Origin of the sequence: Pseudomonas sp. BF-RE-22 (genome assembly GCF_019956155.1) — a bacterium.
GTDB lineage: Bacteria > Pseudomonadota > Gammaproteobacteria > Pseudomonadales > Pseudomonadaceae > Aquipseudomonas > Aquipseudomonas migulae.
In genome coordinates this window covers 63231-78068 of record NZ_JAHBDD010000004.1, presented here as the reverse complement: position 1 = coordinate 78068, position 14838 = coordinate 63231, and the positions used below count along the sequence as shown (strand labels likewise).

Below are 14838 nucleotides of genomic sequence, written 5' to 3'. Positions count from 1 at the left end.
TTGCAAGTCTGGTCGTTTAGTTATGCAAGCTTCCTCCGAGCTTATCGAGGAGAGTTCATGCTAACCCAGGAAGAGGATCAGCAGCTGGTCGAACGCGTTCAGCGCGGCGACAAGCGAGCTTTCGATCTGCTAGTGCTGAAATACCAGCACAAAATTCTCGGGTTGATCGTGCGTTTCGTGCACGACACCCATGAAGCCCAGGATGTGGCACAAGAAGCCTTTATCAAGGCGTACCGTGCGCTTGGAAATTTTCGCGGGGACAGCGCGTTTTACACGTGGCTTTACCGCATCGCCATCAACACGGCGAAAAACTATCTGGTTTCACGCGGCCGTCGGCCGCCGGATAGCGATGTCAGTTCCGAAGATGCAGAGTTCTACGATGGCGATCATGGCCTCAAGGATCTCGAGTCGCCTGAGCGCGCATTGCTGCGGGATGAGATCGAAGGCACCGTCCATCGAACCATTCAGCAACTGCCGGAAGATTTGCGTACGGCTTTAACTTTACGTGAGTTTGATGGTCTGAGTTACGAGGACATTGCGGCAGTCATGCAGTGTCCGGTGGGTACCGTGCGCTCCCGGATTTTCCGCGCTCGGGAGGCCATCGATAAAGCCCTGCAGCCGTTGTTGCAGGAAAACTGAGACAGCGGCGACAGCCAAGAGAGGAACGCCATGAGTCGTGAAGCCCTGCAGGAATCGCTGTCCGCAGTGATGGATAACGAAGCGGACGAACTGGAATTGCGTCGGGTATTGAATGCCTTTGACGATGTTGAAACCCGTGAAACATGGGCTCGTTATCAAATCGCTCGGGCAGTGATGCACAAGGATCTGCTGCTTCCACGTCTGGACATTGCAGCGGCCGTTTCTGCTGCGCTGGCTGATGAAGCCGTACCGGCGAAAGCCTCCCGTGGTCCATGGCGCAGCCTGGGTCGCCTCGCTGTAGCCGCTTCGGTTACCGTCGCCGTGTTGGCAGGTGTTCGTCTGTACAACCAGGACGAGATCGCGGGTGTCGAGCTGGCTCAGCACTCCACTCAACCGGGTCTGGCCGTTCCTCAGGTCAAGGGTCCAGCTGTTTTGGCAGGCTATAATGAGAGCTCGGAAGCCACTGGTCCTATGGCCAACGGCGTATTGCAAGCTCAGCCGGGCTGGCACGATCAGCGTTTGCCGGGCTACTTGCGCCAACATGCTCAACAGGCTGCACTGAAAGGTACTGAGAGCGCTCTGCCTTACGCTCGTGCAGCGAGCCTGGAAAACCGTTAAGGAGGATCATGCGCGCCATACCTCTACTTTCGCTTCTGCTTAGTGGCTGGTTCATTGTTCCAGCCCATGCCGATGAGGCACAAGACTGGTTGACCCGTCTTGGTCAGGCCGAGCAGCAGCAAAGCTTTCACGGTACTTTTGTCTACGAGCGAAACGGTAGTTTTTCTACCCACAACATCTGGCACCGCGTCCAGGATGGCAAGGTCCATGAGCGTTTACTCCAGCTCGACGGCCAGGCTCAGGAAGTTGTGCGCATTGATGGGCATACTCAATGCGTCAGCGGTCTTCTGATTGCAGGGCTTGGGGATTCCCCCAATTCCGCTGCTCGTACACTCGATCCACAGAAGCTCAAGAATTGGTACGACCTTGCCGTCATCGGCAAGTCGCGTGTGGCCGGACGTGCGGCAGTCATCGTTACCCTGACGCCTCGCGATCAACATCGCTACGGTTTTGAATTGCATCTGGATAAAGAAACCGGCCTGCCGCTCAAATCATTGCTTCTGAATGAGAAAGGGCAGTTGCTGGAGCGGTTCCAGTTCACGCAGCTGGATACCTCCGATTTGCCCTCCGACGACGATTTGCAGGCAGGCCCGGATTGCAAAGCCATCACCCTCGACAGCGACAAGGCTTCAGCCGTCAAGGCTGCCCAGACCTGGCATTCGGACTGGTTGCCTGCCGGCTTTGAGCTGACCAGCAGCACTTCACGCAAGGATCCCGCGACCAAAACCCAGGTCAGCAGTCTGATGTATGACGATGGTCTCGCACGTTTTTCGGTGTTCCTTGAGCCGCTCAATGGTGCCCCCGTCACCGATACCCGCACTCAGTTGGGCCCGACCGTCGCGGTATCCCGGCGCTTGACCACCCCGCAAGGCGAGATGATGGTCACCGTCGTCGGTGAAATCCCGGTAGGCACCGCTGAACGGATTGCGCTGTCCATGCGCTCCGATGCCACTGCAACCCAGTAGTGAGCTGAAACCGAAATGTTTGGTGAGCATTTCAATTTGCAAATATCCCCGAAATTTTTTATAGGTCAGAGCCCCTCGGCTCTGGCCTTGTTTGTTGTTCCCGGAACAAAAATACCGGCGTATCGTTCCCGGTGTTCCTTGCTCCATATCGCTTAACCATGCTCGTCGTAACGGGAGCCGTATGTCGATACCACGCTTGAAGTCTTACCTCTCCATATTTGCCACCGTGCTGGTGCTCGGTCAGGCGGTCGCTGTACAAGCGGCCGAGTTGCCTGACTTCACGCAGCTGGTCGAGCAGGCCTCGCCCGCGGTGGTAAACATCAGTACCACGCAGAAACTGCCGGACCGCAAAGTGTCGAGCCAGCAGATGCCAGACCTGGAAGGCTTGCCGCCGATGTTGCGCGAGTTCTTCGAGCGCGGCATGCCGCCACAACCGCGTACGCCGCGCGGTGATCGTCAGCGCGAAGCCCAGTCGTTGGGGTCGGGTTTCATCATCTCGTCTGACGGCTACATCCTGACCAACAACCACGTGATCGCCGATGCCGACGAAATTCTCGTCCGTCTCGCTGACCGTAGTGAGCTGAAAGCCAAACTGGTCGGCACCGATCCACGCTCCGACGTGGCGCTGCTGAAAATCGAAGGCAAGGATCTGCCGGTCCTGAAACTGGGTAAATCCCAGGACCTGAAGGCTGGTCAGTGGGTCGTGGCCATCGGCTCGCCATTCGGCTTCGACCACACTGTGACCCAAGGCATCGTCAGTGCCATCGGTCGCAGCCTGCCGAACGAAAACTATGTGCCGTTCATCCAGACCGACGTGCCGATCAACCCGGGTAACTCTGGTGGTCCGCTGTTCAACCTGGCGGGCGAAGTGGTGGGGATCAACTCTCAGATCTACACCCGTTCCGGTGGTTTCATGGGCGTGTCGTTCGCAATCCCGATCGATGTGGCCATGGACGTTTCCAACCAGCTGAAAAGCGGCGGCAAGGTCAGCCGTGGATGGTTGGGTGTCGTGATTCAGGAAGTGAGCAAGGATCTGGCCGAGTCGTTCGGTCTTGATAAACCGGCCGGTGCACTGGTGGCGCAGATCCAGGATGACGGTCCGGCTGCCAAGGGCGGCCTGCAAGTGGGTGACGTGATCCTGAGCATGAACGGTCAACCGATCGTCATGTCTGCCGATCTGCCGCATCTGGTCGGCGCGCTGAAGGCTGGTGCCAAGGCAAACCTCGAAGTGATTCGTGAAGGTAAGCGCCAGAATGTCGAGCTGACGGTCGGTGCCATCCCTGAAGAAGGCAAAGAGCTGGATGCCCTGCCGAAATCGGCCACCGAGCGCAGCAGCAATCGCCTGGGTGTTTCCGTGGTCGAGCTGACTGACGAGCAGAAGAAAACCTACGACCTCAAAGGTGGCGTGGTGATCAAGGAAGTTCAGGACGGTCCTGCATCCCTGATCGGCTTGCAGCCAGGCGACGTCATCACTCACCTGAACAATCAGGCGATTGGTTCCGCCAAGGAGTTCACCGATATCGCCAAGGCGCTGCCGAAGAACCGCTCGGTGTCGATGCGGGTTCTGCGTCAGAATCGCGCCAGCTTCATCACCTTCAAACTGGCTGAATAAACCGGTTGTCGGCTGAATAAAAAACCGCCTCGAAAGAGGCGGTTTTTTTATGCCTGGTGAAAAGTGTCAGCCCATCATGTCCTTGATCATGCGCTCCTGCTCCATCAGCTCCCGTTGGCGGGCGTCGATACGCGATGACAACGGGAAGTTGGTCCCGGCCTTGCGCTTGGCGAAGTCCAGTTGCTGAATGGCCTGACGGTAGTCGCCAACCAGCGCAAAGTACTCGGCGCGCGCCTGATGCAAGCCGATGATGTTGCCTGAAAGGCCACGGGTTTCCGCCACCATGTACCAGACATCCGGATCATCGGGACGGCTTTTGAGCAGGTTCTCCAGCGCTTTTTCCGCTTCGGGCGCCCGGTTTTGCTTGAGCAGCAAATCGACGCGCACCTGATTCAGTGGATAGTTGCCCGGATACTGAGTCAGCATCCGGTCCACCCGGGTTTGGGCGTCTGGCAGGCGGTTGTTGGTGATGTCCAGATCGATCTGCGCCAGGTTGTAGATGATCTCGTTTGGCGACTTGGCCAGCAGCAACTTGAGATTTTCCCGTGCTTCGTTCAGTTGGCCGCCCTTTATCTGGGCGATCGCCAGGCCATAACGCGCAACGTCGTTTTTCGGGTTTTCATCCAGCTGTGCGCGGAAGCGCTTGGCGCCCAGGCCTGGGGTTTCTTCGTAGATCAGCTGGACTCGCGCACGGATCAGTTGATAACGCATGCTGTCTTCAATGCCGCCGGGTTTGGCCTGCTCGGCGCGGTTGCGGGTGTCGGCGATACGCGATTCAGTCACCGGGTGAGTCAGCAAGAACTCTGGTGGCTTGGCGTCGAAGCGGTATTGGCGCGCCAACCGCTCGAACATGGTTGGCATCGAGCGTGGGTCGTAACCGGCTTTTTCAAGGTTGAGGATGCCGATGCGGTCGGCCTCCTGCTCGTTCTGGCGCGAGAAACGTCGTTGTTCCTGAATTGCTGCCGCCTGCGTGCCCGCAATGGCCGCGATCCCGGCATCGCCGGCACCGGCAGCGGCAATCACGATCCCGGCCAGCAGTGCGGCCATCATCGGCACCTGCATGCGTTGTTGCGCTTCGACGCCACGGGCAAAGTGGCGCTGCGACAAGTGAGCCAGTTCGTGAGCGAGTACCGAGGCATATTCGCCTTCGGTCTGGGCATTAAGGAACAAACCACCGTTGACCCCGACAATTCCGCCCGGTGCCGCAAAGGCGTTGAGCTGCGGGCTGTTGATCAGGATGAACTCCAGACGCCGGTCATTGACCTGGCTGGTCTCAACCAACCGGTAGACGCTGGACTCGACATAGTCCTTGAGCTGCGGGTCATTGAGCTGGTCAACCTGACTGCGCAGCAGCGCCAGCCAGGCGCGGCCCAACTGATATTCCTGTTGTGGCGAGACGATTGCAGAACTGGCGTCACCGAGTGACGGCAGGTCGTCGGCGAAGCCCGGTGAGGCGAGCAGGCAAGCGAGCGTCAGCAGGGTAGGGCGCAAAAAAGTCATGCACAAAGCCTTAGTCGACAAAGACCTTACTGTAGCCGGACAGTACGCTTCGGACCAGATATTCTAAGCCGCTCGACCACCTGACCCGGAGTAACGCAATGACCGACGCTGTAGCCCATGACGCCGAACTGGACGCCAGCGGCCTGAATTGTCCATTGCCGCTGCTCAAGGCCAAGATGGAACTCAACAAGATGGCCAGCGGCGCAGTACTCAAGGTGATCGCCACCGATGCGGGTTCGCAGCGCGACTTCCGCACCTTTGCCCGTTTGGCCGGTCATACGCTGCTTCGCGAAGAAGATGAAGCGGGTGTTTACCGCTACTGGCTGAAAAAAGCCTGAAAATTGCTGCGTTCGTTTCTAAGGATTATTGATGTTCAAAGTGTTACGCGACTGGATTCAGCGCTATTTCTCCGATGAAGAAGCGGTGGTGCTGGCGGTCCTGCTGTTTCTGGCGTTTACCGCCGTACTCACCTTGGGCGGCATGCTTGCGCCGGTGCTCGCCGGGATGGTGCTGGCGTATCTGATGCAGGGATTGGTGGTGACACTTGAGCGCCTGCGGGTGCCGGGCGGGGTGGCCGTCGGAGCGGTCTTTGCCTTGTTCATGGGCGTTTTACTGGTGTTCATTATTGTCGTGGTGCCGTTGCTCTGGCACCAATTGATCACCTTGTTCAACGAATTGCCCGGCATGCTCGCCAAGTGGCAATCATTGTTGTTGCTGCTGCCCGAGCGATATCCGCATCTGGTGTCCGACGAGCAGGTGTTGCAGGCCATCGAGGCGGCACGCGGTGAGATCGGCAAGTTCGGCCAGTGGGCGCTGACGTTCTCGCTGTCCAGTCTGCCGCTGTTGGTCAACATCATGATTTACCTGGTGTTGGTGCCAATCCTGGTGTTCTTCTTTCTCAAGGACCGGGAAATGATCGGCCAGTGGGTTCGCGGTTATCTGCCTCGTGAGCGCGCGCTGATCACCCGTGTTGCCCACGAAATGAACCGGCAGATCGCCAACTACATTCGCGGCAAGGTCATTGAGATTTTCATCTGTGGTGGCGTGACCTACATCGCGTTTGTCGTGTTGGGGCTCAACTACGCGGCATTGTTGGCGTTGCTGGTAGGCGTGTCGGTGGTGGTGCCCTATGTCGGGGCCGTGGTGGTTACCGTGCCGGTGCTGCTGATTGCGTTGTTCCAGTGGGGGTGGAGCGATCAGTTCATCTATTTGATGGCGGTCTACGGAATTATTCAGACGCTGGATGGCAATGTGCTGGTGCCGCTGCTGTTCTCGGAAGCGGTCAACCTGCATCCGGTGGCGATCATCTGCGCGGTGTTGTTGTTTGGCGGGTTATGGGGATTCTGGGGGGTGTTTTTTGCGATTCCGCTGGCGACGCTGTTCAAGGCGGTACTCGACGCTTGGCCGCGCAAGGAGCCTGTTGTGGCACCTCTGCTTTAACGTTCAGGCTTGATGGCCCCTTTCGCGGGCAAGCCTCGCTCCTACGCGACTCAAAACCTGTAGGAGCGAGGCTTGCCCGCGAAGGCGCCAGAACAGGCGCCATCAAAATCAGGCTTTGTTCAATGCCTGTGCAGCAGCCAAAACAGCATCCACATGCCCCGGCACTTTCACGCCGCGCCATTCCTGACGCAGCACACCGTTCTTGTCGATCAAAAACGTGCTGCGATCAACACCCATGTATTCCTTGCCATAAAGCTTCTTCAGCTTGATCACATCAAACAGCTGGCACAGCGCCTCTTCCTTGTCGCTGATCAGCTCGAAGGTGAACGCTTGCTTGGCCTTGAAGTTTTCGTGAGATTTCAGGCTGTCGCGGGACACGCCGAAGACTTCGGTGTTCGCCGCTTTAAAGGCATCGAGCTGATCGCGAAAGCCCTGGCCCTGGGTCGTGCAGCCCGGTGTGCTGTCCTTCGGATAGAAGTAGATCACCACTTGCTTGCCTTTAAGGCTCGCGAGGCTGACGGTCTGTCCGCTGGTGGCGGGTGCTTCGAAGTCGGCAACCGGTTGGTCGATGGCTACGGCCATGAAAGCTTCCTTACATTGGGTTTTGTGGGCGCCACGGTTCGATCAGGGCATCCAGGTTCAGCGCGTCGGCGAAATCCAGGAACTGGTCGCGCAACCAGCTGATCTGCACGCCAGCCGGCAAGGTCACGGTGAACGTGGCGTTGAGCATGGTCCCGCCGGTTTGCGGTGCCTGATAGGTGTCGCAGGTCAGGTTTTCCAGCTCGACGTTATGGTCCATGAAGAACTGGCACAGCTCGTTGATGATGTCCGAGCGGTAAGCCGAGCTGACATAGGCAACGTACGGCAGGGCCTGGGGACGGTTCTCCAGTGCCGCGCTGCGCACCACGTTGACCGTGAAGGCGTGCTTCTTGGCGAGGCTCGGCAGGCTGCCTTCCAGGCGCGCCAGGGCGTCCCAGCTACCGGAGATCTCGAGGATCAACGCACTGCACTCGCCATGACGGGTCAGGCGAGAGGTGACCACGGCGCAGCGATTTTCATGGCTGGCGCGGCACAGGACGTTAGTCAGCTCCATGGGGTTGGCGCCGAGGGCACTGATGACAAGGAATTGTTCGCGAACTGTGGGGGTGGACATGCAGCATTCCTAAAGCGATGAGCGGTCGATACTTCTACGGGCTTTTATTGCCGGGGGCGAGCCTGCGGATGCGAATTCAGAAAACCCGAGCCGGAAGGTTGCAACGTGCTCCATCAAGGCAAGAGCGAGGGGTGGCAACGCTGGATCGGGGCTTGTGATGCCGAAAATGGAGGCTGAAACCCGGCGTACGAGCTTGTCAGTACCGATCAAAGTCTGAAGGGTAGCGAAAAGCAGCGCCAAGGGGAATGGCAGCAGCGCAGTACTTCGCTTGTACAAGCATCTTGGCGCCAGTACCATTACGGCTCTCTTTTTCCGGCAGGAGCGGTTGCATGATTGCGGGCAGTATGGTGGCACTGGTCACACCCATGGATGCACAGGGTCGTCTCGACTGGGACAGCCTGAGCAAACTGGTGGACTTTCACCTGCAAAACGGCACCCACGCCATCGTGGCGGTCGGCACGACAGGTGAATCGGCCACGCTAGACGTGAACGAACACATCGAAGTGATTCGTTACGTGGTCAAGCAGGTTGCAGGGCGCATTCCGGTGATCGCCGGTACCGGCGCCAACTCGACCCGCGAAGCCATCGAGCTGACCACCAATGCTAAGACCGCCGGCGCCGATGCTTGCCTGCTGGTGACGCCGTACTACAACAAGCCGACCCAGGAAGGCTTGTACCAGCACTTCAAGGCCATCGCCGAAGCCGTCGACATTCCGCAAATCCTGTACAACGTACCGGGCCGTACGGCGTGTGACATGCTGACCGAAACCGTGATCCGCCTGTCGACCGTGAAAAACATCATCGGTATCAAGGAAGCCACCGGCGACCTGGCCCGTGCCAAAGCGATCATCGACGGCGTGAGCGAAGACTTCGTGGTGCTTTCCGGCGACGACGCGACAGCGGTCGAGCTGATCCTGCTCGGCGGCAAAGGCAACATTTCGGTGACCGCCAACGTTGCCCCGCGCGACATGGCCGACCTGTGCAACGCTGCTCTGAAAGGCGATGCCGTCACGGCCCGCGCGATTCACGAAAAGCTGATGCCGCTCAATAAAACCCTGTTTATCGAATCCAACCCTATCCCCGTGAAATGGGCGCTGCATGAAATGGGCTTGATGCCGGACGGTATCCGTCTGCCGCTCACCTGGCTCAGCGCTGCCTGTCACGAACCGCTGCGGCAGGCCATGCGCCAGTCCGGCGTACTGGTTTAATTGAGGAAGCACTACGCATGAAGCGATTGGCCGGACTTTCCGCACTTGCCTTGATTATCTCCAGCACCAGTGGCTGTGGATGGGTCTGGGGCCCGGAAGGTTATTTCCGTGACCGTGGTAGCGATTACCTGGAAGCGCAACAGACTGCACCTATGCAATTGCCAACGGACGTCAGCACTGCCAAGCGTCTGGATCCGCTGCTGCCGATCCCGCGCAACGTGGCCGATGACACCGTCAAGGGCGAATACATCGTGCCGCGTCCGCAGCCGCTGTCCGCTGCTGCCGATGCCAGTGCCTACTCGCTGCAGAAGAGCGGTGATTCGAGGTCGATCCTGGCCCAAAACCCGCCAGCCGAAGTCTGGCCAGTGGCTGTGCAGTTCTTCCAGGACAACGGTTTCCGTCTGGATGAACAGCGCCCGCAAACCGGCGAGTTCACCACCACCTGGCAGCATTCCGACGAACTGTCCGCAGCGATGGCCAAGCGCCTGAGCGCAGCCGGTGTCGGCGCCGACAGCGAAACCCGCGTGCGGGTCCGTATCGAGCCAGGCGTGCAGCGCAACACCAGTGAAGTCTATGTGGTCAGCGCCGAGCGTCCTGCCGGCAGCACCGCCGATGTGGCCTTCACCAACCGTTCGGTCAACACGGGCCTGGACGCAGCGCTGGTCGACGACATGCTGGCAAGCATGAGCCGCACGTCGGAGAAGGGCGGTTCGGTCTCCATGCTGGCCTCGCGTGATTTTGATGCGCCAAGCCGTGTCAGCCTGAGCGAAGACGGCAGCGGCAACCCGGTTCTGAACGTCGGCACCGACCTGGATCGTGCCTGGTCGAGCGTCGGTCGTGCGCTGGAGCAGGGCGAATGGCGCGTTGAAGACATCAACCGCAGCCTGGGCCTGTACTACATCAACCTGGCCGAAAAAGCCGAGAAGAAAGACGAGAAGCCTGGTTTCCTCAGCGGTTTGTTCGGCAGCAAGCCGGACAAGGAAGAAGTTGAAGCCCGTGCCGAGCGTTATCAGGTTCGCCTGAGCAAGGTAGGCGATACCGTTCAGGTCACCGTCGAGAAAAACATCAACACCGTGGCGCCGGCTGACGTGGCGCGCAAAGTGTTGAGCGTGATTCAGGACAACCTGGGCTGATCACATGCGTTTTGCCGTTCTCGGCAGCGGTAGCCAAGGGAACGGCACGCTGATAGCCAGCGCTGATACGTATGTGCTGGTGGATTGTGGTTTCTCCTTGCGGGAAACCGAAAAACGCTTGCTGCGCCTGGGTGTGAACCCGGCACAGTTGAGCGCGATACTCGTGACCCACGAACATGCCGACCACGTGCATGGCGTGGGTTTGCTGTCTCGGCGCTACAATCTGCCTGTCTACCTCAGTCGCGGCACCCTGCGCGGGATGCGCAAACCGATTGAACCGGCCGGCCTTCTGGCTGGCGGCGAGCAACTGCAGATCGGCGCACTGAGCATCGGCGTCATTGCCGTGGCCCACGATGCACAGGAGCCGACGCAATATGTGTTCAGTGACGGTGAGCGGCGCTTCGGCCTGTTGACCGACCTGGGCTCGTACTGCAACAAGGTGCTGGACGGCTATCGTGACCTCGATGCGTTGATGATCGAGGCCAACCATTGCCGTGACATGCTGGCTCGCGGTCACTACCCGTACTTTCTCAAGCAGCGGGTGGGTGGTGAACTGGGACATTTGAACAACCACCAGGCGGCATTCCTGGTGTCCGAGTTGGGCTGGCAAGGCCTGCAACACCTGGTCCTGGCCCATCTGAGCAGCAAGAACAACCTGCCGCAGCTGGCCCGGCAATGTTTTGTCGACACCCTCGGGTGCGACCCGGACTGGCTGCAACTGGCCGATCAAGATTCAGGGCTCGACTGGCGACACATCGCCTAGCCCACCTACTTAGCAAGCGGAGCCCATCATGGAAAAACGTGAAGAACTCTACCGCGGCAAAGCCAAATCGGTTTTCAAGACCGATGACGCTGACCGCTTGATCCTGCTGTTTCGCAACGACACCTCGGCGTTCGACGGCAAGCGCATCGAGCAGCTCGACCGCAAAGGCATGGTGAACAACAAGTTCAACGCCTTCATCATGCAGAAACTCGAAGCAGCCGGCGTGCCGACTCAATTCGACAAACTGCTGGGCGACAACGAATGCCTGGTGAAAAAACTCGACATGATCCCGGTCGAGTGCGTTGTGCGTAACTACGCCGCCGGCAGCCTGGTCAAGCGCTTGGGCGTCGAAGAGGGCATGAAGCTCAACCCTTACACCTTCGAACTGTTCCTGAAGGACGACGCCAAGGGCGACCCGTTCATCAACGAATCCCACGTCGTGGCGTTCGGTTGGGGCACCGCCGAGCAACTGGTTCGCATGAAAGAACTGTCGCTCAAGGTCAACGAAGTCCTGAGCAAACTGTTCGACGACGCCGGCCTGCTGCTGGTCGACTTCAAACTTGAATTCGGTGTGTTCTCCGACGGCTCCATCGTCCTGGGCGACGAATTCAGCCCGGACGGCTGCCGTCTGTGGGACAAGGCCACCGGCAAGAAAATGGACAAGGACCGCTTCCGTCAGGGCCTCGGTGACGTCATCGAAGCCTACGAAGAAGTCGCCAATCGTCTGGGCGTACCGCTTTAATCGACGCAAGCATCTGATAGCACGGAAAAAATTTCGCTTTGGGGGTTCGCTTCCGGCAAAAGTGTTGTTATGATGCGCGCCGTTGGAGAGATGCCAGAGTGGCCGAATGGGACGGATTCGAAATCCGTTGTACCTTCACCGGTACCTAGGGTTCGAATCCCTATCTCTCCGCCATTATTGAATACGACTAAGCCCCTGAAATGGTTAAACATTTCAGGGGCTTTTTCGTTTCTGTCCCATTGTTCAGGGCGTTCCCAGGGGCATAAGTCATGCTCCATGCCTCGTTCTAGTCCACCCGGCGCCATGCTTCAAATTTGTGGTGTCCACGTTCTCTGACTCAGCGACGTTGGCTCGTTCCCCAGGCGCTGCATTTGGCACAGTGTGGTCGCGTTGCACAGGTGTTCGTATGAATGCATCGGTGTGAAAGCTGATCGGTGGCGGAGGTTGTTGTTGGTAAGAGGTATGGCGGCTGTTGCCATGGCTGCAGCAGGACAACGCTGGACGGGATGGTGGAGGGGTTGGGGGGAGGCTGCGCGCGCCACCAAGGCTGTTTCAGAGTTCGGTCACGCCAAGTGCAAGCAGGTAAAGCGAATGGCAGTACTGGAGTGGAAAACTTGCCATGTCAGCCATTGTTGGATGGGTGATGTGCCTGGAGCTTTTGTGGGAAGAGGCGGCAACTACGCGCCGCCCTGATGTTCGCTCTAGTAATCGAAAAAACCGGAACCGGTTTTTCTTCCTAGTCTGTTCCCTCGAACCATTTTTCTCAGGAGGGGATGTGCTCGATACTTGGGGTCGCCAGTTTCATTGTGGAGTGTTTCCATAATTGAAAGGTTGACGTCATTGCCAATGAGGTCCGCCAGAGCCAGCGGGCCTATTGGGTGGTTTGCGCCGAAGCGCATTGCCTTGTCGATCTCCTCGGCACTGGCCACGCCCTCCGCCAGTATTCCGATAGCTTCATTGATCATCGGAATCAGCATCCGATTGACGATGAAGCCTGGCGCTTCATTCACCACTACCGGGTCTTTACCGAGTTTTTTTGCAAAATCCAGCGCCCAATCAATAGTCTGTTGAGACGTGGCTATCCCGACCACTACTTCAACAAGTCGCATGACCGGTGCCGGGTTGAAAAAGTGTAGGCCTATTACCTGTCCTGGATTTGAGGCGATGCTCGAAAGCTCGGTGATGGACAGGGAGGACGTGTTGGATGCGAGGATGGCTTCAGGCTTTGCAATTCGAACGAGGTGCTGGAATATCTCTCGCTTCGCGCTCATGTTTTCTGCAACTGCCTCGATAATGCAGTCAGAGGCAGAAAGTTCTGAGTATTCACTGCAGCATATAATTTTACTCGCGTAAGCCTCAGCGCTTTCCTGGGCAAGCCGCTTTTTTGCAACGAGCCTGTCCCATTGAGTTTTTAAGCTCGTGTAGGCTTCAGTTGAGCCACGTTCATCGCGTCCCTTCCAGTAGACGGTTGATACGTGCTCGGATTGCGCGAGGATTTGAATTATACCTCTGCCCATGGTTCCTGTTCCGATAACAGCAACAGTGTTTGGCTTGCTAAGAGTACTCAATTCGGCACCACATGATTTAGTTGATGGTTTTATGTGTTGGACGGTGCAGGTCTCAATGCCTTTGCAGGATTTCCAAAAACCGTAGTAAAGGGAGGAACACTTTTGGTGACGACTGCGCCCATACCTACAATGGCACCCTCACCGATGATGATTGGCCTTTCTGGCGTGCCCTGTTTAATCAGGGCGCCCGTTCCGATGTAGGCATGATCTTCAATGATTACGCCGCCGTTACAGTGCACGTTTGGCGCAAACGTTACGTAATCGCCAATGATACAATCGTGCGCGACGTAAGAATAAATGTTCGCGTGGAAGAACTTGCCAATTTTCGCATTGGAAGTAACCATTGTGAACGGACAGAAAATGGAGCCCGGGCCGATACTGTTGTTGCTGAGTTTTATCGAGTTGCTCGCAGATATCGAGAATGGTTTTATTCCTGCTGCGATTAATTTTTCTGCAATCAATTGTCTTACTTTGCTATTGGCAATCGTAATGTTGAAATACTTGTTCCCGTCCAGTTTCAGGAAGGACGCGGTATCTATTACCTCGTATCCATTTATCGAGGTTTCTTTAGGCGTGTCATCGACAAAGATTAACTTGAATTGCTCCTTACTGATCGTGCTAAGTAACTCGGTAGCGAGCGGGGCTACTTCCCGGCCAAATCCGCCAGCACCGACAATTCCATAAATATTCATTACACACCCTTGATCTGACTGAAGTCGCGTCCAAAAAATGGTCGCTATTGTAGCGAGCGTTCCCCCTTTCGCGCGACCCTGTGTTGATTAATTGTAGGATTGTTGGCTGCCCTGGGAGTGGGGGCTGTCATTCATTGCGGTAGAAGGGCGGCGTATCGAAGCCGGCAGTGTGGGGGGAGTGTTCCGTTTTTCTATACGTACCCTTGGTCCACAGGTGGCGGCGCTCCACCTGTCGTATTTTCGCAAGCTTTTTTCGTAGGAGCGATCAGCGTTCTGGCGTAAGAAAAATAAGCATATTCAGCGGAAAGGTTACTCACGCAAGTAGCTCGAATGCCTGTCCCCCGTGAGTGTTGGCCGCCCCGAGAGTAAAGAGTTTTCCCTCGAAATATCCCCTGACATTGCAATACCTCTCCGCCCAAAAACCTCATCTACTCTGGTTTCGCAGGTCACTGACCTGCCGTTATCAGTCATCGCAAGGAGCGATCAATGTACTTTGAGATTTACAGGCAAACCCGTGGCACCCCGCACACCGGCAAAGGTCAATGGCGGTGGCGTTTACGGGCGGGGAACAATGAAACGATTGCCAGCGGGGAGGCTTACGTCAACAAGGCGGATTGCGTGCATGCCATCAGCCTGATCAAGGGCACTCAGGATCAGACTCCGGTGAAGGAAATCTAGGCCTCAAGTGGTGAAGCTGCTCAATCAGGGCAGCTTCGTTTCAAGCAGCCTTGCAGCCCGATCAAATGCAAACTGCTTGAGTCGCATAGACGCCCGTTGCGACAGCTACCTAAACTGTCAGCAGATT

16 protein-coding genes and 1 tRNA gene are annotated in these 14838 nt (G+C 57.3%); 12 read left to right on the top strand and 5 right to left on the bottom strand.

The genetic code is table 11. The annotated features are described in order from the left end of the window. Nucleotides 1-57 precede the first annotated feature (57 nt). From rpoE to KGA82_RS03050, 4 genes are all read left to right on the top strand, one after another. Complete coding sequence (gene rpoE / locus KGA82_RS03065) at nt 58-639, top strand: RNA polymerase sigma factor RpoE (protein ID WP_007944079.1); 582 nt, start codon at nt 58-60, stop codon at nt 637-639. Nucleotides 640-669: 30 nt separating this feature from the next. Further along, nucleotides 670-1257 (top strand): sigma-E factor negative regulatory protein, encoded by a 588-nt coding sequence (locus tag KGA82_RS03060; protein ID WP_008036015.1) that lies wholly within the window; start codon nt 670-672, stop codon nt 1255-1257. 8 nt (nt 1258-1265) lie between these two features. Next, nucleotides 1266-2222: a MucB/RseB C-terminal domain-containing protein gene (locus tag KGA82_RS03055; RefSeq protein ID WP_008036016.1), complete on the top strand. Its 957-nt coding sequence runs from the start codon at nt 1266-1268 to the stop codon at nt 2220-2222. 181 nt (nt 2223-2403) lie between these two features. Beyond that, on the top strand, nt 2404-3834 hold the full coding sequence (locus KGA82_RS03050; protein WP_008034918.1) for a DegQ family serine endoprotease: 1431 nt from the start codon (nt 2404-2406) through the stop codon (nt 3832-3834). 66 nt (nt 3835-3900) lie between these two features. Here the strand turns inward: KGA82_RS03050 and KGA82_RS03045 are convergent, their stop codons facing one another. Then, nucleotides 3901-5334 (bottom strand): M48 family metalloprotease, encoded by a 1434-nt coding sequence (locus tag KGA82_RS03045; RefSeq protein WP_008034920.1) that lies wholly within the window; start codon nt 5332-5334, stop codon nt 3901-3903. A gap of 98 nt (nt 5335-5432) precedes the next feature. Between KGA82_RS03045 and KGA82_RS03040 the strand changes: the two genes are divergently transcribed. After that, entirely contained in the window at nt 5433-5672 is a 240-nt protein-coding gene (locus tag KGA82_RS03040) for a sulfurtransferase TusA family protein (RefSeq protein ID WP_008034921.1), read from the top strand. Nucleotides 5673-5703: 31 nt separating this feature from the next. Next, complete coding sequence (locus tag KGA82_RS03035) at nt 5704-6774, top strand: AI-2E family transporter (protein ID WP_008034923.1); 1071 nt, start codon at nt 5704-5706, stop codon at nt 6772-6774. A 108-nt stretch (nt 6775-6882) separates the two neighbouring features. On the opposite strand, the gene KGA82_RS03030 is transcribed toward KGA82_RS03035, so the two are convergent. After that, entirely contained in the window at nt 6883-7356 is a 474-nt protein-coding gene (locus tag KGA82_RS03030) for a peroxiredoxin (protein ID WP_008034924.1), read from the bottom strand. A 10-nt stretch (nt 7357-7366) separates the two neighbouring features. Continuing rightward, entirely contained in the window at nt 7367-7927 is a 561-nt protein-coding gene (locus tag KGA82_RS03025; RefSeq protein ID WP_008034925.1) for a glycine cleavage system protein R, read from the bottom strand. A gap of 329 nt (nt 7928-8256) precedes the next feature. Between KGA82_RS03025 and dapA the strand changes: the two genes are divergently transcribed. From dapA to KGA82_RS03000, 5 genes are all read left to right on the top strand, one after another. Next, complete coding sequence (dapA, locus tag KGA82_RS03020) at nt 8257-9135, top strand: 4-hydroxy-tetrahydrodipicolinate synthase (protein WP_008034926.1); 879 nt, start codon at nt 8257-8259, stop codon at nt 9133-9135. A gap of 17 nt (nt 9136-9152) precedes the next feature. Then, nucleotides 9153-10268, top strand: a complete 1116-nt coding sequence (bamC, locus tag KGA82_RS03015; RefSeq protein WP_008034927.1) for an outer membrane protein assembly factor BamC — start codon at nt 9153-9155, stop codon at nt 10266-10268. Nucleotides 10269-10272: 4 nt separating this feature from the next. Beyond that, the gene (locus KGA82_RS03010; protein WP_008034928.1) at nt 10273-11031 is read left to right on the top strand and encodes an MBL fold metallo-hydrolase; all 759 of its coding nucleotides are present in this window, start codon (nt 10273-10275) and stop codon (nt 11029-11031) included. A 28-nt stretch (nt 11032-11059) separates the two neighbouring features. Continuing rightward, nucleotides 11060-11773: a phosphoribosylaminoimidazolesuccinocarboxamide synthase gene (gene purC, locus KGA82_RS03005; RefSeq protein ID WP_008034929.1), complete on the top strand. Its 714-nt coding sequence runs from the start codon at nt 11060-11062 to the stop codon at nt 11771-11773. Between the two features lie 84 nt (nt 11774-11857). Beyond that, nucleotides 11858-11947 (top strand) — tRNA-Ser (locus tag KGA82_RS03000). Between the two features lie 527 nt (nt 11948-12474). On the opposite strand, the gene KGA82_RS02995 is transcribed toward KGA82_RS03000, so the two are convergent. Both KGA82_RS02995 and KGA82_RS02990 read right to left on the bottom strand, forming a co-directional pair. Continuing rightward, nucleotides 12475-13341, bottom strand: coding sequence for a 3-hydroxyacyl-CoA dehydrogenase family protein (locus tag KGA82_RS02995; RefSeq protein ID WP_223449589.1), 867 nt, complete (start codon nt 13339-13341; stop codon nt 12475-12477). 29 nt (nt 13342-13370) lie between these two features. Next, nucleotides 13371-14033, bottom strand: a complete 663-nt coding sequence (locus KGA82_RS02990) for an acetyltransferase (RefSeq protein ID WP_223449588.1) — start codon at nt 14031-14033, stop codon at nt 13371-13373. Between the two features lie 486 nt (nt 14034-14519). Between KGA82_RS02990 and KGA82_RS02985 the strand changes: the two genes are divergently transcribed. Then, on the top strand, nt 14520-14711 hold the full coding sequence (locus KGA82_RS02985) for a YegP family protein (protein WP_008034931.1): 192 nt from the start codon (nt 14520-14522) through the stop codon (nt 14709-14711). The last annotated feature ends 127 nt before the right edge of the window (nt 14712-14838 follow it).